The organism is Thermodesulfatator autotrophicus, assembly GCF_001642325.1.
Classification (GTDB): domain Bacteria; phylum Desulfobacterota; class Thermodesulfobacteria; order Thermodesulfobacteriales; family Thermodesulfatatoraceae; genus Thermodesulfatator; species Thermodesulfatator autotrophicus.
In genome coordinates, this window is record NZ_LSFI01000016.1 from 30557 (window position 1) to 51117 (window position 20561).

Below are 20561 nucleotides of genomic sequence, written 5' to 3' on the forward strand. Positions count from 1 at the left end.
TCCAATCTTAATTTTTATTTTCGCCCTGGTCAGGCGTTTCCTTCTGACTTTCAGCAGGTTTTTTAGCCACCGCTACTAAGGCCGGGCGAATAACCCGCCCGTGAAGGGTATAACCCTTCTGAAAGGTTCTAACTACTGCCCCTTCAGGGTGTTCGTGGGTCTCTTCTACCGTCAGAGCTTCGTGAATCTCTGGTTTAAAAGTATCACCAATAACCACTTCAAACTGCTTGAGACCAAACTTTTCTAAAGTTTGAAAGAGTCCCTTAAGGGTTAATTCAATCCCTTCAATCAGGGCCTTGGCGTCTTGCGATTGTTTAGCCGCCTCAAGGGCCCTTTCCAAATTGTCTACAAAAGGCAAAAGCTCCTTCATGAAAGTTTCAAGTGCATACTTGAAGTATTCCTCTTTCTCGCGCTTAAAACTCTTTTTTAGATTTTCTACCTCTGCGGCATAGCGAAGGGCCAGTTCTTTATATTCTTTAACTTCAGCTTCTTTCTTTTTGATAAGTTCTATGAGTTCTTCCCGGCTCTCAGGATATGTTTCTTTAGTCTCTTGAGTTTCCTGGGCCTCTTGTTTGGCCTTTTCCATATTTTTAGTACCCTCCTTTTCCTTTTTCGCTGGCACACCACCTCGATAGAGGTGGTAAACCTTGGCCATAAGGCTTACCTCCTCTATCGTTTTCTTCTCGGAGAAAAATTAAGTACGGGGAAGGAACTTGTCCAGAAGGTGAGAGACAATTCTTGAGGTATAATCCACCACCGGCACGACTTTAGAATAGTCCATTCTGATAGGGCCTATAACAGCCAAGCCTCCCATGGGATTCCTTGCCCGATAATAGGGAGAAGCTACGGCACTTAAGTTTCGCGGGGCTCCAAGGCCAGTCTCTGCCCCAATTAAGACCTGGACTCCATGACTTCCCAAGCAGCGTTCTATAATTTTCAGAAATATGTTTTTTTCTTCAAAGGCCGCGAGAAGTTCTTTAAGGCGTTCTACATCTTTGAACTCCGGAACATCTAGAAGGCGAGAAATGCCTTCTACTATTGGTTCAGAAGGAGTTTCACTTTCTTCAAGTTCTTCAAAAAGCCTATCTAGAAATTTTCTTTCAGCTTCTATTTCCTTTAAAAGCTCATCGCGGGCTTCTTCTAAGGTAACCTTAGGGAGCTTCTGATTGAGATAACTGGCCAGACGTTCCAGGGCTCCAGGGGAGATACTTTCAGGAATTTTTAAAAGTCGGTTAACTACAATGCCCGCCTCAGTAACCGCTACCACCAGCACCAACCCTCGGCCCAGAGGCACAAAATCAAGTTTAATAAGCCTTTCGTGGCCTATTCTGGGAGAAGATACTACAGAAGGGAAGCCAGTCATCTGGGTTAAAAGCCGTGAAGTAATACGCAAAAGCTCAGAAAGATCTTCTATCTCTTCGCTTTCAAAGGCCTTTTCAATGGTTTCTCTGGCCTCATCAGCCAGGGGTTCGGCTTCAAGCAAATTTTCTACGTAGTATCTAAAACCTTCTTCTGTAGGCACTCGCCCGGCGGAGACATGGGGCTGGGCAAGAAGCCCCAGTTCTTCAAGGTCTGCCATGATATTGCGCACTGTAGCTGGTGATAAAGGTGGCTTTAGACGCTTGGCCACGGTACGCGAGCCTACAGGCTCAGCGTGGCGAATATAATCCTCCACCACAATGGTAAGCACCTTTTTATAACGGTCAGAAAGTTCTAAAGCTTCAAACATAATTTCCTTCAAATAGTTGGTTAAACTTTAGTGTAATAATATCGGGCCATTAAAGCAATCAGGAGTTTTGTCTTATTGTTTTATCTGCCCTGAGCCCCTAAACAACGCCGCAAAAATATTATACCTGCTACAAATGAAAGAATCAGGACAATTAAAAGGGCTGTTTCAAGCATGTAGTGTTTGAACATCTCTTCAGAAGCCACACAACCTTCAGGGGGATGGGCAATCTCTACTGAGAGCACCAGAATACGCCTTACTGAAGCGATAATGCCTATCATCAAAAAGGGTTCTATAGCCAGTTTAATGGAGCCTTTAAGAGTTATTTTGATGGTGTGAAGTATTTCAAGCAGCATTAAAGCCAGAAGAGACCTATCAAGCACAAAAAAGACAAAGTAAATTATCTCGTCTCGCTTGAGATAATGAACCCAGGAAGTAAAAATTTCAAAAAATATAAAGCCAATAGCCAGAATAAGGGCCAAAATTAATAAAAGGTAGAAAAATATTTCTATACGGTCATAAACTCCGATAATAAATGATTTTTTCTTGGTTGTGTTCATAGGCCTTTGTCAATCGTATCTCTTAGAAAAATTTTTGGGGTTTTCATTAAATGAATATGTTTAGGTGAAACACACTTAAAAATTTAAGCCTTTAAGAAGGCCTTTCAAGCGGTCTTTATTGTCTCTGGGCAAATTTCTTAAGCCTACTTCTTACTCCTCGCGGAAGCTTTCTAAAACGAGCTTATGGAAAAGGCCAGAATCTAAGCAATATTTTAATTGGCCACTTCGCCTGGAGAAGTATTAATAAGTGCAGAAAATGTTTTATATTAGTCTTTATCTATGAAAGATGCTCGCTATTTATCTCATCCGAGACCGATGTCTGGACCAGTTGAAGATGCCCTTTGCGTTATGGACGAGGGAGGCTGTAGGGCAGCTCATAGAGAGGAAGTTTAGTATCAAGCTTTCGGTATGGACGGTCCTTGAGGAGGTGGGGATTTACACCACAGAAGCCATTGAAGAAGGCCTATGAGCAGAATCCTAAGGAAGTAAAGGCGTGGCTTGAGGAAAAAGAATATCCACGGATAAAACAGAAGGCCAGGGTCACCTGCCGCTATGGAGCGCCAGCGGAACAGCGGTCAGGTGCACCCAATTATTATACGCCTTCTTACTTGCCATATGCTTGCATTTCTTGATTTGCCGGATAGTCTGGAACAACATGAATCCCATCACCATATATTTTTAAATGTGCTACAATCATATTTTTATAAGCCAAAGGAACGCACCATGCATTTTCAGGCTCTCTATATTCAGCACCATTCAAGACCTCAAGGCTACTTATAATAGCAGGTAAATTACGCTTTACATTTTCAATAATTTGTGGAGATACTCCTCTCGCTACAACATGAACTCCAAGTGGCAGTATAGAACCATCTAATGGGTTGAAGTGTAGAACAGCCACTGCTGTTCCGTCATAAACAATAGCTGCCTTAACTTCAACTTCACCTCTTGGAGCAACCATGCTCCAAACCTTTCCTGCTGTTAAATACATTTTTGCCTTTTGTGCTGTAGCAACTGCAAGTGCAGCGTTTTTAATTATATCTTGTTGGGTTCCTGTTGAAACGATCCCTGATTGAACAGGTGGTGGGGGTTGCATTACCCCTCCCACTGGCGGACGGGGGACTTGCTCTGGAGCAGGTGGAGGTGGCGGTGTCTGATTATATCTAGGAACAGTTGGCGGATTTAGCAATGGTGGTTTATCTTGTGCATTTACCATGGTTATTCCTCCTATTACAAACAATGCTAACAGAATTGCATACAGTCTACTACAATTAATCATGATTTTCTCCTTTATTTTTTATGTTTTGTATATATCTTTTTCCAATAGTTTAAGCCTTTCTTTAATATCATCCAATTCACTTCCATTATATTCATGTTTTGTTGATGTTTTGTTTTTCCACCTGTCTAGGGCCACATATACAATAACCTAATTAAAACCAACAACACCAAACCTTTCCATCCTGAGACTAATTGGAGGTGGTTGGACCAGCTGGGCTACATACCGACAGTAAGTTTGTTGAAGCTATCCCCACAATGACCAGCACATATTGTTTAAATACTTTGCGAAATTTCGTATTTTGTCTTCCTTTTTCGTATAACATTTCACTTTGAGCTGCGACTCGGGGTTTAGAAATTAAGTTAGTACCCACCTCCTAATTCAGGCCCGTACCATGCATTTTTTTCGAGGTCAAGAAAATTTGTCCAAAATAAGGCTGCATAAAGTTGAAAATTTTGACATTAATCTGTTGAAAGATTAATCGGAAAAAACTAAATGAAACTTTCGTTAAGAAACATTTTGAGATTGAGGCCAATTTTTCCGTTCATAAGACGCACCACCGGGCCATCTGGATAAAAATCAATAAGGTTTATGCCAGCGTAATCTATTTGCAGGCGGAAAAAGTTACTCAAACTAGAGCCCAGAGCGTATAAAATAAGTACTCTGATAAGGCCCCCGTGGATAAAAAAGACCACATTCTGGCCTTCAAATCTTTCGGTAGCCTCTTTTATAACGCTTAGCCCGCGACTAAGCAGTTCTTCAAGGGTTTCTCCCTGAGGAGGTTTTATTTTAGCCGGGTCTTTTAAGCGTTCTCTAAATTCAGGAATTTCAAGGAGTTCGCTAAAAGATTTGCCTGCCCAGGCACCAAAATTTATTTCTCTAAGCTTTTTTTTTATCAGGTGAGGGATATTTTTTTGCTGGCAAAGCATCTCTCCAGGAAGCCTGGCTCTGGTGAGGTCACTGGTGTAAACCGCTGCTAAAGGAAGCTGCAAGAAAACTTCAACCAGCTCTTTACTCTGTTTTAGTCCTTTTTCAGATAGAGGAACGTCGTTCTGGCTATATAAAACCCCTTTGGGCCCTTTTACTTCGCCGTGTCTTACCAGAAAAATACGAGTTGGTTTCATGAAATTACGTCGCCTAAAAAACTTAAAGCTTCTTTGGGTTTTATGCGAGTTTTAACTTCGTCTAAAACGGCCTTAAAAGTTTTGTCCTGAACTGGGTGTTTATAAAGTCTGGCAAGCACACCTCTCACATATTCTTCGTGTTGGGGTGGAATGGCAAAGTCTGGAGCCTCGCGGTTAGCTAAAAGTGTCTCGGGAATAACCAGGTCTTCAGGGGCAGTTTTCTCTTTTTCCAAATAAAAAAGCAGTAAATCAAGAAAGTTACCGTAAAGGCCGGCAATGTCTATTTCTTCAAGGATCTGCATAAATACCATGGTAAGAGAAAAAAATTCAGGTGGAACAATGGCTTCACCTGCCTCGCGGCAGAGTTTGAGAGAAAAGAACGTGCGGCAGGCAAGAGGCCTTACCTCATAAAATCTACAGAGATTCTTTTCATCAAGAAAAGGGCAGGGCTCAAAGACAAACCCCTCATCAGGCGGAGGCTCTTTGCCGGCCATATAAAAAGAAGCCATTTCATTAGGGGTCACTTTGGGGCGCAACCTCTCCTTATTTTTAAATGGAAAAAGCTTACCATAAAGCTCTTCTCTTTCTGACTGGTCAAGAGAATCTAGCATCAGAAGCGCCTCAACCCCTGTAGCCAAGACGTTTACCGTGCAACAGTCAGCACACCCTGGCTGGCAGACAAAAGAGTATTTTTTTACTTCTTCTTCAAAAACTTCGTAAAGGGCCTTTAAGAGGGCTTTTTTTTCAGATAAGGCCTCATCTAGTTTAACTGGCATAAGGCCTATCATGATTGGGCCTCCTGAGAAGCAGAGCCTTGGGTTTGGGTGAGTTCAGCAAGCTTTTTTTCAAGCTCCCTTATCTTTCTTTGTTTGTCAAAAAGCTCTTTTCGCCTTTTAAGACGGCCGGGAAGAGAAATTAAGAAGACCAGAAGCATGCCAGCCAGCATGGCCAGGATAATGAGCACGGCCAGAGAGCTTTCAAACTGCCATACCAGAAACTTTACCGTCACTGGAGCAGCGTTTTGAATAGCAAAAACCGCTATAAAAATGCCTAGCACCGCCGCTAAAATAAGATAAATTTCCATGACCAGCTCCTTTTTAGACTTCTAAAATCTGCTAAAAGATTCTAATATGAAAAAGCTTTCCTATGAAGGATTTAATTATTTACGAAGATAATCATTTATTGGTGGTGGAAAAGCCCGGTGGTCTTCTAGTCCAGGGAGACCGTACCGGTGATGTAACTTTGCTTTCCATGGCCAAAAGCTACCTTAAAGAAAGGTACGACAAACCTGGCAATGTTTATCTTGGGCTGGTTCATCGGCTTGACCGGGTAACATCTGGAGTTGTTATCTTTGCGCGCACCACCAAGGCTGCTCAGAGACTTGCCAGCTTTTTCCGCGAAAAACTAATTAAAAAACATTATCTGGCTGTAGTGCACGGTTCACCTCCGCCCAAAGGGATTCTTGAAGATAAAATTGCCTGGGACGAAAATAAAAGAAAAGCTTATATCTCAAGTAAAGGCAAAGAGGCCAGCCTGGTTTACCTTAAGCTTCGCACTAAGGGTAAAAAGTCCCTTTTATTGGTACAGCCTATAACTGGTCGCAAACATCAGATCAGAGTTCAATTAGCCAGAAGGAAACATCCCATTGTGGGTGATATCAAATACGGTTCCAAAGAAAGAATATATTTTGGCAGGGCTATTTTGCTTCATGCCTGGCGTGTAGTTTTACCCCATCCGGTTAAAGATGAAATATTGCGTTTTGAAGCACCATTGCCTTTTTACTGGCCCAAAGAATTTTATCCACCAGCTAAAATCCCCTGGCTTAAAGTTGAAAGAAAGCTTTAAGCCGCTTTTAAAAGCTGTTGCCGCAGGTTGAAGAGGCGGTCCCGTAAGGCGGCAGCCTTTTCAAACTCAAGATTTTTGGCTGCCTCGCGCATTTCTTTCTCTGTTTGTTTGATAAGCTTTTTAAGTTCATCAATGTCTTCTACGTCAATTTCTGCCAGTTTTTCCAGGTCCACATAGTCGCTATCGTAAAATTGAGAAAGGGCATCTTCAAAGTCTTTTTTAATAGTCCTGGGAGTTATACCGTGTTTTAGATTATACTCTTCCTGGAGTTTGCGGCGACGCCTGGTTTCTTCTATGGCCCGCTGCATGGAAGCCGTAACATTATCAGCGTAAAGTATCACCGTGCCATTTACGTTTCTGGCAGCCCGTCCAGCAATCTGGATAAGGGACCTCTCTGAACGCAAAAAGCCTTCTTTGTCTGCGTCTAAAATGGCCACCAGAGAAACCTCAGGCAGATCAAGCCCTTCGCGTAAAAGATTTATGCCTACCAGCACTTCAAAAACTCCGCGCCTTAAATCCCGAATTAGTTTGGCCCGCTCAAGGGTTTTTATGTCTGAATGTAAATACTTGGCTTTAATCCCTAAGTCATTGAGATAGTCTGTCAGTTCTTCGGCCATGCGCTTGGTCAGAGTGCAAACAAGAACCCTTTCCTTTCTGGCCAGGCGTTTTTTAACTTCAGCTACCAGATCGTCTATCTGGTACTTAGCCGGACGAACTTCTATAATAGGATCCATCAAGCCTGTAGGCCTGATTATCTGTTCAACCACGTATTTTTCGGCCTTTTCCAGTTCGTAATCTCCAGGGGTGGCTGAAACATAGACCACCTGGGTTATCCTTTGTTCAAATTCTTCAAAGGTAAGTGGACGGTTATCAAGGGCTGAAGGGAGCCTGAAGCCATACTCTACCAGCGTTTCCTTGCGCGAACGGTCTCCGCGATACATACCCTGAAGCTGTGGTACGGTTATGTGACTTTCGTCAATGAAGATGAGAAGGTCGTCAGGGAAATAGTCAAGCAGGGTGTAAGGGGGCTCACCTGGGGCACGGCCATCAAGATAGCGGCTATAGTTTTCAATGCCGTGGCAAAAACCCATTTCTTCAAGCATTTCTAGGTCAAAGAGAGTGCGTTTCCTGAGGCGTTCAGCTTCAACCAAACGGCCCTGCTCTTTAAACCAGGCCACCCTTTCTTCAAGTTCTTTTTTTATTTCTTGAATGGCTATCTTCAGGCGTTCTTCGTCTGTTACGTAATGCGTGCCAGGGAAGACAGTGATTGCTTCAAGGCGGCCTAAGAGCTTGCCCCGGAAGGGGTCTATTATTTTTATGCTTTCAATGGTGTCTCCAAAAAGTTCTATCCTGATAGCACGCTTTTCTTCGTGGGCAGGAAATATTTCAATAATGTCTCCCCTTACTCTGAAAGTACCGCGGGTTAGCTCAAAGTTTTTTCGTTCGTAGTGCATGGTGACAAGGCGCCTGATAATGCGGTCTCGTGGAAAGTCTTCGTCAACCTGCAGGTAAAGATGCATACGCGAATATTCCGTAGGAGAACCAAGGCCATAAATACAAGAAACACTTGCCACCACGATAACATCACGTCGTGAAAGCACCGCGGCGGTGGCTGAATGCCTAAGCCGGTCTATGAGTTCATTAATAGAGGCGTCTTTTTCAATGTAGGTATCACTGGCTGGAAGATAGGCTTCAGGTTGATAGTAGTCATAATAAGAAACAAAGTATTCTACGGCGTTGTAGGGAAAAAGTTTTTTAAATTCGTTATAAAGCTGGGCTGCAAGCGTCTTGTTAGGAGCAATTATGAGAGTTGGCCGATTAAGGCGAGCAATGACATTGGCCATGGTAAAAGTTTTGCCAGAGCCGGTTATCCCTTTAAGAACCTGGTGTTTTACCCCTTGAGAAAGCCAGCCAACCAGGGTATCAATGGCCTTGGGCTGATCTCCTTTAGGTTGGTGTGGGCTTTCAAGCCTAAAGCTTCCTTTTAAAGTGCTCATGTTTTAGTTATTTTAGCCTAAAAAGGGACAGGCAAAAATATGAGGTTTAGGTCTAAAAAAATTAGTCGCCGAAAAACTGTATCAGGGGTTTGTGATGTGTGTGGCCGCGAAATGCCTCTTTGTTACCGCTGCCAGAAGTGTGGCTATTTAATTTGCCAGGAGTGTATGGCCTCAGGCCCTAGGAACTTTTCCTGTAACACCGTTACCTGGGTGTGTCCTAACTGCCTTAACTGGGAGACTCTTTGATAAAAACCAGCGTTCGCCTGTCACCGGTTATAGGCAGGCGGAATTCTTTGATAGATACCTGGGTAGCAGGGAACTTTTTTGAAAAAGCTTTTACTTCTTCTCTGGCCTTTGGGCCCTTCATGGCCAGGAGAAAGCCATCCTTATCAAGAAGAGGTTTAGCAAGCTCCCACAGCAAAGGGAGCTCACTTACCGCCCGGGACACTACGCAACCAAAATAGTGGCGGGGTAAAGGGTCTTTCTTGCCTACCGTAGCCTGAACAATTTTTAGATTCTTAAGGCCTAGAACTCCAGCGGCATAGGTAAGGAAAGAGATAGGTTTTTTACGGGCATCAACCAGCCAGACTTCCTGTTCTGGCCTGGCAATCTTGATAATCATGCCAGGCAAACCCGCGCCTGTCCCCAAGTCAAGTAGTGGGACTTCTTCTGGCAAGTAAGGAATAACGCTTAGACTATCAAGGGCATGTTTTACCGCTATTTCTTGAGAGTCTTTCAGGGCGGTGAGCCCTAAAGGTTTTGAGAATTCCTGTAAAAGAGATAGAAAGGCGGCAGTCTTTTCTACCTGCTCCGGCAAAAGCGAAATTTCTAGTTCTTTTAACCCTTTCTCCAGGTAGCTTTTTACTTCACTTTCAAAAGACATCTTCTAAAGCCCTTTACAAAATATAGATTGATTGACTGCCTTATGCTCAGCCTTTTAGACTGGTTCGCCTGTCCCCCTTTATCGGCTGAGCCCGTCGTACAACCGAAGCAATCCCTGTCGCCCCAATTGTTGCCAGGCCCTAAAAGTAATCTAAAATAACCTGAAAGTTTGTTCAAAAGGAAAGCTAGATGACAAAATTACCTCCGCGAGAAAAGATTTATTTTGCCGATTTGCATATCCACAGCCGTTATTCCCGGGCCACCAGCAAAGAGATGACCATTCCCACCCTGGCCAGGGTAGCTAAAGAAAAGGGGCTAGAAGTAGTGGCTACTGGTGACTTTACTCATCCGGATTACCTAGCAGAACTTGAAGAGTATTTAATCCCGGCACAAGAGGACGGCCTCTATGTGTACAAAGAAGACCCAGAAGGTCCTCGTTTTATTTTAAGTGTTGAAGTTTCTAACATTTTTTCTCAGGGAAACAAAAAGAACCGTCGCCTTCATACGGTTATTTTAGCTCCTAGTCTGGAGATCGTCCGCGAAATAAATAAGGCCCTGGCAAGGCTTGGTAATCTTTCAGCTGACGGGCGGCCGATTTTTGGTTTCCCAGCCAAAGATTTGGTAAAGCTTCTGCGGCGTATTTCGCCTGACATCTTGATTATTCCAGCCCATATCTGGACGCCCTGGTATTCCCTTTTCGGGGCTTTTTCGGGTTTTGATTCAATTGATGAATGTTTTGAGGAAGAGGCCGAACATATTGACGCCCTTGAAACCGGGCTTTCCTCTGACCCGGCTATGAACTGGCGTCTTTCTTCCCTTGACCGCTACGCCCTGGTTTCCAACTCAGATGCCCACTCGCCCAGCAAGCTGGCCCGTGAGGCCAATGCCTTTTTCAGGCCGTTGAGCTATCAGGCCATGGCCAAAGCCCTGCGAGAAGATAGGCTGGCCTTTACCGTTGAGTTTTATCCCGAGGAAGGGAAGTACCACTTTGATGGCCATCGTAATTGCGGAGTGCTTTTTTCACCCGAAGAAACCATGGCTCACGGTGGCAGGTGCCCTGTTTGTGGCGAGCCTCTTACCGTAGGCGTAATGCATAGGGTAGTGGAGCTTGCTGATCGTCCCAAAGATTTTCGTCCTGAAGGAAAGCCGCCTGCTGTGCACCTGGTGCCGCTTCAAGAAATCGTAGCCGAAGCCCTTGGCAAAGGGGTGCAAAGCCAGATAGTAGCAAGGACCTACCGCCAGCTCCTTGAAAGGGCCGGGAGTGAACTTGACATCTTGCTTTATAAAAACCTTGAAGAACTAAAAAGCCTTTTCCCTGAACGAATTGTAGAAGGAATTTGCCGCGTAAGAGAGGGCAAGCTTTACATCAGGCCCGGCTTTGATGGTGTTTACGGAAAAATTCGCATATTTGAACCTGAAGAGGAAGAAAAAATTTCCGCTCCCCGCCAGAAGAGCCTCTTCGCTTGATTTAAAAGCCTGGGTGATTACCGTAAAACCAGGATATTTTAAGCGAGGAGGTGGCCCATGATTGTAACCGTAAAGCACTTTCAGATGCTAAAGCGGCTTGAGCAAGGCGGGCTTGAAAAGCTTGAAGAGCTTACCCCTGAGGACCTGGAAGTACTTTTACATTTAAGGCTGGCAGGCCTTATCACCGAAGAGGAAGAAAGTTTTGCCCTTACCAGAAGCGGACTCCTAATCCTTGAATCTTTGAGAACAGCCGAAGAGGCAAACAATCTAAACTTTTCAGACCTTTATGAGAACTATCGCCTGGTGGGCTCTCGTATAATTTCTATGCTTCAGATTGCAGAACGCGCTCAGGGACGCACGGACTTCAATCAAGAAATAAATAAAGAGCTTGAAGAAAGGGGTTTTGCCAGAGACGGACGTCTGCAACCCTGGGCTCAGGCCATTCTTGAGGCCTATCGTTCAGCCACCGTGGAATTTTTTGTAACCCCAGAGCTTGCCAGAAGTATTCTGGCCCTTCCTCTGGGCCCAGCGCGCAAAAATTTCCTTGAGCCCATCCCTGAAAAACACATTTTCCAGCTTGAGGCCCAGCGCCTTTTAACTTTTACTGTTCCAGAGGGAGAGTATTACGCCTTCACCGGGGTGGGAAGCCAGCTCTGGGCAGCCCTAAGAACCGGGCTGGTGCCGGAAGTTTCCATCAGTGTATCCACCTTGCGGGACATTGTTGAAAATAAAAAGACAGAAACCCTTGAAACCCTTGGCGCTATTGACCCTCAGGGCAATCTTACTGTGCCAGGCAAACACCTTTTGATGGCTGCCAGGCTTTTCTTTGAACCTATCATCGTTAATCCTTCTATTGACCTGAGTGGCTGGAACATCTCGGTTTTGAGAGCTGTTAAGGCTTCTCCTGTAAAAACGCGCGAGGGTATAGAAGAGTTTCTGGCTGCTCAGGATACTCGTGATCCGTTTAAAGTAAAGCAAAGCCTTTACCGCCTGGAAGGTTTTCGCCTGATAGCCAGTGAGCCAGATGGGTCTTATTCCTTAACCCCTTACGGTGAAGAGCTTTTGGCCCTTGAAGACCTGGCTCCGGTTCACGCCCAGGCGGTGATGGCTATCACCGTTACCCGCACCGAGAACATGCCTCCAGATGACGGGTGGGTTAAGACGGCTGAAGAACAGGGAGTTGTTGGTAACGGTTTCCCCAGCCAGAAAGGAAGGCTTTTAGCTGAAATCGCTTCTAGCATTGACCGCTTACCTGTAGTTACCAGAGAAGAGATGCTCGTTATGCGGGGGATTCCCCTCTGGCGAGGGGTAAGCGAAGAAGAAATTTTAAACTTTTACCCCGAAGAAAAGCATCCGCAAGTCTTACACGGCCTGCGCAAACTCCTGGCTCAAGGATTGGTGGATCTCCTTCCTGGAGGGCTTTACGTATTAACGCCTGCGGGAGAAAAAATAAAGCAGGGACTTTCGGCCGTGCCAAACGGCGTGGATTTTCCGCTAACACCACAGGTGTGGTATGTGCTTCTGGCTTTAAGAGAGATAGGCCGTTTTTCACCCCAGGGCCGGAAAATCAGGGTCCGTAAAGAAGACTACGATAAGCTTGAAGAAAAAGTCAAAAATCTTGCACCAGAAATTATCGGCTCAGCTCTTGAAACCGCCCGACTTTGTCGTTACATCTCTGGGTTAGATGTGTTAGAAACCGGGGTCAACCTGCTTGAAGGCCTTGACCTCTTGAAAAACCTTAAAACCAACTGGGAAGAGATAAGGATTTACGCATGATAAAAGTCTGGCGTAAAGACCCGCGGGCGAGGCTCCCAGAGAAGGCCTCGCCCGGGGCCATCGGCTGGGATTTATTTGCCCTTGAAGACACAGAGATACTACCTAAAGAAGTCGCTTTTATTCGCACTGGCCTGGTTATTAAGGCCCCATCTCCTTACGGGATGTTCATTTTCCCAAGGTCTTCTCTCTTTCGTAAAAAAGGCCTTATTTTTCCTCACTCAGCCGGCATTATAGATTTTGATTACTGCGGTGAAGACGACGAGTTAAAGATTCTTGCCTTAAACTTGAAAGATGAAGCAGTTTCTGTCTCAGCAGGAGAGCGTATTGCCCAGCTTCTCTTCATGAAAGTTCTTACTGACGAAGAATTAGAAGAAGTGTCTGAAGTCCCCTGCCCTAAATCAAGGGGTGGCTTTGGTAGCACAGGAGGCTATGAGACCAAATGATTAGCATTAAAGACCACCAGAGGCGTTTTTCAGAGGAAATCAGGCCCTTTTTTGATTCTCTTCTGGAAAAAGATAAGGCCCTTTTTCGCGATACCTTGTTTTTGAGTTTTTTAGGGGCGCGCATTTGTTACGCCTCAACCAGGCCTTTGAATCTTTTTGCGGAAAAGCGTTTTCAGGAAAAAGAAGAATTGCTTGCGTTTTTAGGAAGGCTTAAGCGTTCTGGCCACGCCAGTGTTTTTGCCCACTCTCCTCTCGTGGCTCAGGAAGACTTACCTGCTGAAAAAATAGCCCGTCTTTCCCAGGTGCTTTTTAAGGCCTGGTGGTCTGAAAGTGGTTCAGTCTGCTTAAACTTGCGCCACTTTGCCGAGGTCTATGAAGAAAAAGAATTCATGGAAATCCTTGAGGCCTCATACGAAGAAAGCCATAAGTGGCAGGATTTTCAGGTTTTTGAAATAGTTTATCCTGAAGGAAAAGCTGAAATTAGTAGAAAAATAATCCTTGGCGAACTTATTTCTCAAACTTTTAGTGAGCCTTACGGTATAGAAGCGAGCCCTCAGGTATTTGTTATAGATGTAGCGCCAGAAGAGACAATGCCTTTTGGCTGGCTGGCGGTGGTGGCTGAAGGGTTTAGCCGGCTTTTTTCACACCAGTTTGTGCGCCACACCTGGCTTAACTTTAACCAGCGTTCACACCGCTATACCCAGGTTGACCAGTTCGTATTCCCGCCCTCTTTTGACGACAAGGCCCGTGCCATTTATACCAGGCAAATTGAAGAAGGTTTAAGCGCCTACCAGGAAATCGTTAAGCAAGGAATTAAAAAAGAAGACGCCCGTTTTGTAACCCCGCAGGGTTCGTCCACCACTATTTTAGCAACGGGGCCTTATTTCGTCTGGGAAGATTTTATAAGCAAGCGTAATCACCCCAAGGCCCAGTGGGAAATCAGAAGGCTTGCAGAGGGTTTAGCCTCTGTCCTCAGGGAGCTTAAGGCGTAGCTCTATAACTTTGGGGTTTTTTATCCCTCGCAGGCTCCTGAGAAAGCCTCTTATGGTTTCGCTTAAGGCCTTGGCCACAAAGCGGGTAAGCCCAACCGGTTTTCCATCTACCAGCAGGATATTGTTTTCTTTTCTGGGTTTAATGGAAAGAATAAATTCGGCTATTTTTTCAGGGTTATCAGGTAAGGCCCTGTAAGGGCTTTTATTATCACCTACCACCGCAATAAGCCCTGGAATATTTTCCTGATAAAGTGGTGGTTCAGAGAGGTCTTTTCTTACCACTTCTATTTTGGGAAGGCTTCTTATGCTTTTAAAGCCTTCGCAAATAACGATGTCTTCTTCAGGGAAAAACCTCTTGACGAAATACCAGAAGCTAAAGTCGTCTTTTTCAGGCACATGGAAACGCAAAAAGCCTTCTTTTTGCCCCCAGAAGGCAACTTTTTCTATGCCTTCTCGCCAGAAAAGGCCTGTGTCTTTGCGACTTTCTTCAAGGCGTGGCCCTGCTTCTTTGGAAGATTTAATGGCCCCTACTTTAAGGCCTCTGGCTTTTAAGGTAGCTGCCACCTGGGCGGCCAGAGTGGTTTTTCCGCTGTTGTGCCTGCCAATAAAAGAAATAGCAAATGGCATTAGAGTTCTACCGTTTCTCCAGGCTCAAGGACTTTTAGCGAGACCTCTGGGGCAAACTCCGCCAGGTGTTTTTTAAATTCCTCAGGTGTGCCGGTGAGCAAAGGGAAAGTGCCAAAGTGCATGGGGATAACTATTTTGGGTTTTAGAAGTTTACAGGCTTTAGCGGCTTCTCGTGGCCCCATAACATAATGGTCACCGATGGGGAGAAAGGCTACTTCTGGCTGATAGAGCTCGCCGATGAGTTTCATATCGTAAAAAAGGCCAGTGTCTCCAGCGTGATAGAAAGTGCGGCCGTTTTCAAGGCGAACCACAAAACCAGCGGCGTCTCCTCCGTAAATTATTTCTTCGTTTTGCTGAATGGAAGAGCTGTGCATGGCCTGCACCATGGTGATAGTAACACCTTTAGTGCGATATGAGCCGCCAATGTTCATACCAGTTACATTGGGGACACCGTGAGAGAGGAGGTATTGTTGAATTTCGTGGATAGCAATAACTTCTGTGGCAGCAGAACGGGCTAATTCTAACACATTACCCAGGTGGTCCCCGTGGGCATGAGTTATTAGAATGAGGTCATAAGGCCCACGGTCACAATTTTTAGGGCTTTTCGGATTATCAAGCCAGGGGTCAATGAGGATGCGAACTCCTTCAAGGCTAATTATTTTAAAAGTGGCATGGCCTAAAAAAGTTACTTGCATAACTTTTCTCCTGGGCTTTTTAAATTAAATAGAGACCCTTGTATGAGACTGCTTCGTCGGCCTTTTGGCCTTCTCGCAGTGACAAAATGAACTTGTCATTGCGAGCCACAAAGTGGCGAAGCAATCTCTTCCCTTAAAGTATAAGGAACTAATGTTTAGATTTTATTTTACAAAAGTCTCTAAATAATTTTTAAGGGAAGCTTTTACAAACGTCAATATGAAACTTAGAAAAGGAAAAAGCAAAGATAAGGCCTTTATTACACAGGCTGCTTATGAATTTCAAAAATTTGGTCCGTATCACGAAATAATCCCCCGCTGGTTTGATGACCCCTGGATACAGACTTTTATATTGGAGTTAGAAAGGCCTGTAGGTTTTATTATGCTTGGACCTATGTTTACTTCCTTTTGGCAGCCAACCATTGATGTGACTGCTATTTATGTTGTACCTGAATACCGAAAAAAGGGACTGGGAACTTTTTTGCTTAAAGCGGCGGAAAAGTTTTCCCGAAAAGAAGGTTATCGTTATTTGCGGGCTCACGTTGGCTTTGAAAATAAAAAAGCCCTGGCCCTCTTTAAAAAGGCAGATTTTGTTATTAAAAAGAAGATTGACAATTATTATCCGTCAGGTCTCGGAGCCTATGAACTACGCAAAGACCTGAGGAGGAAAGAGGAAGGCAATGAAACCTAAAAAGATTATCTTAAAAAAGCCGGCTGAAAAGAAAAAGTCGGACAACCAATCCCAAAAAAATTACTTTGAGAGCTTAAAAGGCCAAAAAGTGGTGGTGCAAACCAGGGCAGGTACTCGCTACGAAGGCCTTTTTGAATCTTATAAAGACGGTTTTTTCTGGCTTAAAGAAGCCGTTATTATAGGCAATAAATTTAAAGTAGAGACCGATTTGGTGGCGGTAGATAGGGGGCAGACTGCCCATCTTCACTTGTTTCCAAAATCAATTGAAAAACTTTCTGAGGGAACAGAAACAGAATAGAGACTTTTGCCAAATAGCAGAGATTGATAAGAAAGCCGGTCTTAATTTTTCGAATGGAAATAGAAGCAGAACTTTGAACGGGGCTTTAATGGGCTCCTTTAACGGCCAAGCTTGACAGTAAAATTGTGCCCTTTATTATTAACCTAGAATCGGGACGTGGCTCAGCCTGGTAGAGCACTGGGTTCGGGACTCAGGGGTCGCAGGTTCAAATCCTGCCGTCCCGACCATCTTTTCTTTTCCTGCCAGTTTTTATCTTTAAAACTTCTTTTTAAAAAGCCGAAATAACACTTAGAACCATTTTATTGGGCTGCTTTGTCACATTCGTTACTTTACAAACTTTACGGGAATACTGGAGAAAAGAGAAGCCTAAAAAGTGGCTATTTCCGATTGATAGCCTTTTCCAAGGAGGTGGGACAAAAGTGTAAAAGAGATAATATATGCACTGGTCGTCCAGTGTAGGTATATACGAACGGTTCGCATATTTTCCAAAATTGCTGGCATATCCGAACACTTCGGATATAAACGAGTTAGGCGACATTCCCAAGGGGAGATAAAATGTCAAATGTCCAAGAACCGGATATAGAGCAAGGTTCCAAACCTGAAGAAACATTTCATAAAGCTGTTATTAAAGCAGTTGAGAATCTACTGGAGCAAAAGAAAGTTTCTGGCTCATTGGTTAATTACTTCATATTGCAAGATTTTGGGTTAGATATTGCAGTTTTTATGAAATGGTCAAATAATCGCTTTACAGTACGATTTTTCGAGCTCAAAGCTTTTATAGGATCACGCCAAGGTGGAGTTGGTTTTGGTAATCAACAAGGTAAAGGGTCTCAAGTAGATATACTTCTGCTTGAAAATTCACAACTCAATTTAGCCAATCAGTTTATTCGATGGTTGCTTGTAGATGGTACTAAACCTAAGGGGTCTAGTAGATTCATCATCTTTGATAATATTCAAGCAAAGAATGCTGCAATGGGTGGAGTAAGAAGAGGAAAGCAAAATAACTTCCGAATTAACACCCTGGTAAATAACGCTACAACTTGGGATAACTTCCTAAAAGAATTAGAAGACTTCCTTACATCACAGGGATGATTTATATGAGAACGTCGCCTAACAGCAGACATACGGCTACGATTTGCTTCGCTCAAATTCGACAAAGCCGAACTTCGTTTATCCCCAAAACGTTGTCCGAAATTGCGGGCGATGGGCTTAAGGAAGAATATGCATGAATACGAAAATAACCCGACAGGGGCACTTCATATAGCCTGATCCTCTTCGTAAGAATTGCTTCGCCACAGCGGTAACCAAGTCACCTCACAATAACGTTTTTAATGTAAAGACTTACTGGACAGGCCCCCTCCTTGTACCTATCTTCAAAAATGAAAATAGAACAAGGAGGTGGGAATATGGCCTGGATTTACGGACCGGTAAATAGTGTAGAAGATATAAGGAGAATAAATTGCCTTATCCGTGATGAGATGCTGGCGGTGGAAACTCCTGAGCAGCTTACTGACTTAAAAAAGCGTTCTGACTACTTATGCACTCTGACTTATAGCCCCTTCTGGCAAAAGAAGTTTGGGCCTATGGTTGAAAAACTCCGCGAGGTAGCCAGAGAAGAAAACGTAGCTACCGTGCGGCTGGCCAACTATATCGCCCGCTACAAAGGTTGGGACAAACATTATAATCCCTGGCGGGCTGATACCGCCAAAGAAATAGAGCAAAAACTTGATGAACTGGATGACGCCCTTATAAAGGAGATAGAAGAAGCCAAGCCCCTTGAAATCATAGAAGCTATTCAAAAAGAACTGGATGTCCTGAGAAAAGAGTTTTGTCGGTTGCGTAAAGCTATGCTTTTTGTTGACGAGCCAGAAGAACTTACTGAACTCAAAAAATATGCTGATTTTCTGGTAACTCTTACTTATTCTCGCGAGTTAGAAAGACGACTGGGAGAGCATACTGAAAGGCTCCGCGAGATTGCCCATAAAGAGAACGAAAGAAGCGTAAAACTTGCCAATATTATTGCCGCGGTCAATAACTGGGACATTGTTTACGAAGTATGGAACGAAGACGAGCTTGTGCAGGAAGAAACCATTGAAGAGTATCTCCAGCGCTTACTGGAAGAAGAACAAAAAGCCGAAACCTATGTACCTACTGAGGCCCGTTACCGGGCGGGAAAAGTTATGTGGCTGGTCTATGAAAGCCCGCACGAGTACAAAGGCGGCCGAGCCTATCCGCGCTTAAGGGTGAAAAGGATTTACTTCCCAGGAGATGCCTTTGACATAAAAATGGAAGGCCCTGGTGAATTTACCACCCGTTTTGGCCGCCAAGTTTTTGGAGTAAAAATTACTTACAAAACTAGAATTTCGCCTACGGTTATCAGGCGTAAAGGCCGTACAATTCAACTCCCTGAACGGGTGGTTACCAGGACAAAGATAGTCCAGCTTGACGAAGGCGCTACCAATGTGCGCCTCGTAGAAGAACGTCCAGAAAAGGCCTATCCTGTAGCTTAGTCTTGACGGTTCGTTCAGGGCCTGCCAAGCTTATAACATGCTAAGGCAGGCCTCTCTTTTTGAAAAGGCTCCCGCCGTTAAAATTAGTCCTGATTTTCGTAAGCGATTAAGCCTTTTGTCACAGGACTCCCGCTTTGATTTAGCCGGTTCTTGCGCCAAAGACCCTCTTGGGCAAGGGCGCAAGCGAGGCCCTTTAGGACGCTGGCTTTATCCAGTGGTCTTGCCAAATGGCCGTCGGATGACACTTTTTAGAACTTTACTTTCTAACCAGTGCTTTAGTGATTGTGCCTATTGCCCATTACGCCAGGAAAGAGACTTCCTGAGGCTTTCTTTGCGCCCTGAAGAAATAGCTGATGCCTTTATGAGCTTATGGCGCAGAAAAATAGTCCACGGTTTATTCCTGAGTTCAGCTATTTTTGCCCATCCTGATAAGGTAATGGAAGAGTTTATAACCGTGGCGCGCATTTTGAGGGAAAAAGAGGGCTTTGGTGGCTATATCCACCTCAAGGTTGTTCCTGGAGCCAGTGAAGCAGCTATAGAAACCGCAGCCAAATTTGCCAATGCCCTTTCTTTAAATGTAGAAACTTCGTCCCCTGAAAGGCTTGCTCAACTTTCTCAGGCCAAAAAGTTTGAAAAGATATGGCAGGGGATGAATCAGCTAAAAAAGCTAAAGGAAAGATTTCTCTTTTCTCAGACCACTCAGTTTATCGTGGGAGCTGCCGGAGAAACAGATGCAGAAATAATTCTACAGACAGAAAGGCTCTATCGGCAGTTGAAGCTAAACCGCGTTTATTTTTCTGCGTATCAGCCGGGGCTGGGGAAACAAGACCTGCCTGGTGAGTTCCTGGCGCGTCAGAATAATTTTTTATTGAGAGAGCATCGTTTGTATCAGGTAGATTTTTTGCTTCGTAAGTATGGATTTTCAGCCAGAGAAATTCCCTTAAAAAACGGCTTTTTACCCCTTGAAAAAGACCCCAAAGAGCTCTGGGCAGAAAGTCATCCTGAATTTTTTCCGGTAAACATAAACAAGGCTTCTTATAAAGAGCTTTTAAGGGTACCAGGTATTGGGCCAACAATTGCCAGGCGCATTTTAGAAGCGCGAAAAGAAAGCTACCTGAAAAACATTTCTGTTCTTTTTCCTAATAAAAAGCTTTTTCAGAAAGCCCTGCCTTATATTGTTACTTAGCTTTTTTAATAATTTCAGGAAGGGCCGCTTTTATCATGTCTCTAACTTTTCTAAAGGCTTCAGGATCTTCTTCTCGTCCGGGGTCTGGAAAAGGCCAGTGAATAGAGCGTTTCCCAGCTACAAAGGGACAATCTTTAGCGGCTGAGTCGCAGAGAGTAACTACCAGGTCAAAGTCTTTTGAGGGAAGTTCATTTAAAGATTTGCTTTTAAGTCTTGAGGTGTCTATTCCTATTTCTTCAAGAACTTTTTTAGCTAAAGGGTTAACTTGAGTAGGCCTCACCCCTGCTGAGAAGGCTTTGACTCCCTTGCCGAAAAAATGGTTAGCCAGGGCTTCGGCCATTTGAGAGCGGCAAGCATTTTCCGTACATACAAAAAGAATGTATTTCATATTTTAGTTTAGCAAAAAGGCCAAATACTCTTTTTAAAAATATTTTACTAAAATAAACTAAGGTAGTATTTCAGTAATTGTGTC

22 protein-coding genes, 1 tRNA gene and 1 pseudogene are annotated in these 20561 nt (G+C 44.2%); 12 read left to right on the plus strand and 12 right to left on the minus strand.

Going from position 1 to position 20561, the window contains the following annotated elements:
• Positions 1-7 precede the first annotated feature (7 nt).
• The 3 genes from grpE to TH606_RS04245 form a co-directional block, all read right to left on the minus strand.
• On the minus strand, positions 8-655 hold the full coding sequence (gene grpE, locus TH606_RS04235) for a nucleotide exchange factor GrpE (protein WP_068541580.1): 648 nt from the start codon (positions 653-655) through the stop codon (positions 8-10).
• A 39-nt stretch (positions 656-694) separates the two neighbouring features.
• Entirely contained in the window at positions 695-1729 is a 1035-nt protein-coding gene (gene hrcA, locus TH606_RS04240) for a heat-inducible transcriptional repressor HrcA (RefSeq protein WP_068541582.1), read from the minus strand.
• 80 nt (positions 1730-1809) lie between these two features.
• Positions 1810-2286: a phosphate-starvation-inducible PsiE family protein gene (locus TH606_RS04245; protein WP_068541584.1), complete on the minus strand. Its 477-nt coding sequence runs from the start codon at positions 2284-2286 to the stop codon at positions 1810-1812.
• A 301-nt stretch (positions 2287-2587) separates the two neighbouring features.
• Between TH606_RS04245 and TH606_RS11860 the strand changes: the two are divergent.
• Positions 2588-2825 (plus strand): annotated as a pseudogene (locus TH606_RS11860) (helix-turn-helix domain-containing protein); the annotation flags it as partial.
• Between the two features lie 65 nt (positions 2826-2890).
• Here TH606_RS11860 and TH606_RS04255 read toward each other — a convergent pair.
• The 4 genes from TH606_RS04255 to TH606_RS04270 all read right to left on the minus strand — a co-directional run bounded on the left by TH606_RS04255 (position 2891) and on the right by TH606_RS04270 (position 5767).
• Positions 2891-3562: a hypothetical protein gene (locus tag TH606_RS04255; RefSeq protein WP_157627858.1), complete on the minus strand. Its 672-nt coding sequence runs from the start codon at positions 3560-3562 to the stop codon at positions 2891-2893.
• Between the two features lie 488 nt (positions 3563-4050).
• The gene (locus tag TH606_RS04260; protein ID WP_068541590.1) at positions 4051-4683 is read right to left on the minus strand and encodes a histidine phosphatase family protein; all 633 of its coding nucleotides are present in this window, start codon (positions 4681-4683) and stop codon (positions 4051-4053) included.
• A complete protein-coding gene (locus TH606_RS04265; RefSeq protein ID WP_068541592.1) occupies positions 4680-5471 on the minus strand; it encodes a YkgJ family cysteine cluster protein in 792 nt (263 codons plus the stop codon). Before TH606_RS04265 ends, TH606_RS04260 begins: the two co-directional genes overlap by 4 nt.
• The gene (locus TH606_RS04270; RefSeq protein WP_068541593.1) at positions 5468-5767 is read right to left on the minus strand and encodes a LapA family protein; all 300 of its coding nucleotides are present in this window, start codon (positions 5765-5767) and stop codon (positions 5468-5470) included. Before TH606_RS04270 ends, TH606_RS04265 begins: the two co-directional genes overlap by 4 nt.
• A 62-nt stretch (positions 5768-5829) precedes the next feature.
• Here TH606_RS04270 and TH606_RS04275 point away from each other — a divergent pair, with 62 nt between their 5' ends.
• Complete coding sequence (locus TH606_RS04275; protein WP_068541595.1) at positions 5830-6528, plus strand: RluA family pseudouridine synthase; 699 nt, start codon at positions 5830-5832, stop codon at positions 6526-6528.
• On the opposite strand, the gene uvrB is transcribed toward TH606_RS04275, so the two are convergent.
• Positions 6525-8525: an excinuclease ABC subunit UvrB gene (gene uvrB, locus TH606_RS04280; protein ID WP_068541597.1), complete on the minus strand. Its 2001-nt coding sequence runs from the start codon at positions 8523-8525 to the stop codon at positions 6525-6527. The genes TH606_RS04275 and uvrB overlap by 4 nt on opposite strands.
• 226 nt (positions 8526-8751) lie before the next feature.
• Positions 8752-9408 (minus strand): 16S rRNA (guanine(527)-N(7))-methyltransferase RsmG, encoded by a 657-nt coding sequence (rsmG, locus tag TH606_RS04285; protein WP_068541599.1) that lies wholly within the window; start codon positions 9406-9408, stop codon positions 8752-8754.
• Positions 9409-9596: 188 nt separating this feature from the next.
• Between rsmG and TH606_RS04290 the strand changes: the two genes are divergently transcribed.
• From TH606_RS04290 to TH606_RS04305, 4 genes are read left to right on the plus strand one after another with little or no spacing between them, the layout of a single operon-like run.
• The gene (locus TH606_RS04290) at positions 9597-10874 is read left to right on the plus strand and encodes an endonuclease Q family protein (RefSeq protein ID WP_068541601.1); all 1278 of its coding nucleotides are present in this window, start codon (positions 9597-9599) and stop codon (positions 10872-10874) included.
• A 57-nt stretch (positions 10875-10931) separates the two neighbouring features.
• Positions 10932-12650: a DUF505 family protein gene (locus TH606_RS04295; protein WP_068541603.1), complete on the plus strand. Its 1719-nt coding sequence runs from the start codon at positions 10932-10934 to the stop codon at positions 12648-12650.
• Complete coding sequence (locus TH606_RS04300; protein ID WP_068541605.1) at positions 12647-13093, plus strand: dUTP diphosphatase; 447 nt, start codon at positions 12647-12649, stop codon at positions 13091-13093. The genes TH606_RS04295 and TH606_RS04300 overlap by 4 nt, the downstream gene beginning before the upstream one ends.
• Positions 13090-14085 (plus strand): FAD-dependent thymidylate synthase, encoded by a 996-nt coding sequence (locus tag TH606_RS04305; RefSeq protein WP_068541607.1) that lies wholly within the window; start codon positions 13090-13092, stop codon positions 14083-14085. Before TH606_RS04300 ends, TH606_RS04305 begins: the two co-directional genes overlap by 4 nt.
• Here TH606_RS04305 and TH606_RS04310 read toward each other — a convergent pair.
• Positions 14053-14712, minus strand: coding sequence for a molybdopterin-guanine dinucleotide biosynthesis protein B (locus tag TH606_RS04310; protein ID WP_068541609.1), 660 nt, complete (start codon positions 14710-14712; stop codon positions 14053-14055). The two genes, TH606_RS04305 and TH606_RS04310, sit on opposite strands and share 33 nt — an antisense overlap.
• The gene (locus TH606_RS04315; RefSeq protein ID WP_068541610.1) at positions 14712-15407 is read right to left on the minus strand and encodes a metal-dependent hydrolase; all 696 of its coding nucleotides are present in this window, start codon (positions 15405-15407) and stop codon (positions 14712-14714) included. Before TH606_RS04315 ends, TH606_RS04310 begins: the two co-directional genes overlap by 1 nt.
• Before the next feature lie 217 nt (positions 15408-15624).
• On the opposite strand from TH606_RS04315, the gene TH606_RS04320 reads away from it, so the two are divergent.
• From TH606_RS04320 to TH606_RS04345, 6 genes are all read left to right on the plus strand, one after another.
• Entirely contained in the window at positions 15625-16095 is a 471-nt protein-coding gene (locus tag TH606_RS04320; protein WP_068541613.1) for a GNAT family N-acetyltransferase, read from the plus strand.
• Positions 16085-16393 (plus strand): hypothetical protein, encoded by a 309-nt coding sequence (locus TH606_RS04325; RefSeq protein ID WP_068541615.1) that lies wholly within the window; start codon positions 16085-16087, stop codon positions 16391-16393. The genes TH606_RS04320 and TH606_RS04325 overlap by 11 nt, the downstream gene beginning before the upstream one ends.
• Before the next feature lie 150 nt (positions 16394-16543).
• A tRNA-Pro gene (locus tag TH606_RS04330) sits at positions 16544-16620 on the plus strand.
• A gap of 328 nt (positions 16621-16948) precedes the next feature.
• Complete coding sequence (locus tag TH606_RS04335; protein WP_068541617.1) at positions 16949-17485, plus strand: hypothetical protein; 537 nt, start codon at positions 16949-16951, stop codon at positions 17483-17485.
• Positions 17486-17799: 314 nt separating this feature from the next.
• Positions 17800-18903 (plus strand): hypothetical protein, encoded by a 1104-nt coding sequence (locus tag TH606_RS04340; protein ID WP_068541618.1) that lies wholly within the window; start codon positions 17800-17802, stop codon positions 18901-18903.
• 37 nt (positions 18904-18940) lie between these two features.
• A complete protein-coding gene (locus TH606_RS04345) occupies positions 18941-20089 on the plus strand; it encodes a radical SAM protein (protein WP_082863511.1) in 1149 nt (382 codons plus the stop codon).
• Here TH606_RS04345 and TH606_RS04350 read toward each other — a convergent pair.
• Positions 20082-20477, minus strand: a complete 396-nt coding sequence (locus tag TH606_RS04350) for an arsenate reductase ArsC (RefSeq protein WP_068541620.1) — start codon at positions 20475-20477, stop codon at positions 20082-20084. The genes TH606_RS04345 and TH606_RS04350 overlap by 8 nt on opposite strands.
• Positions 20478-20561: the final 84 nt, after the last annotated feature.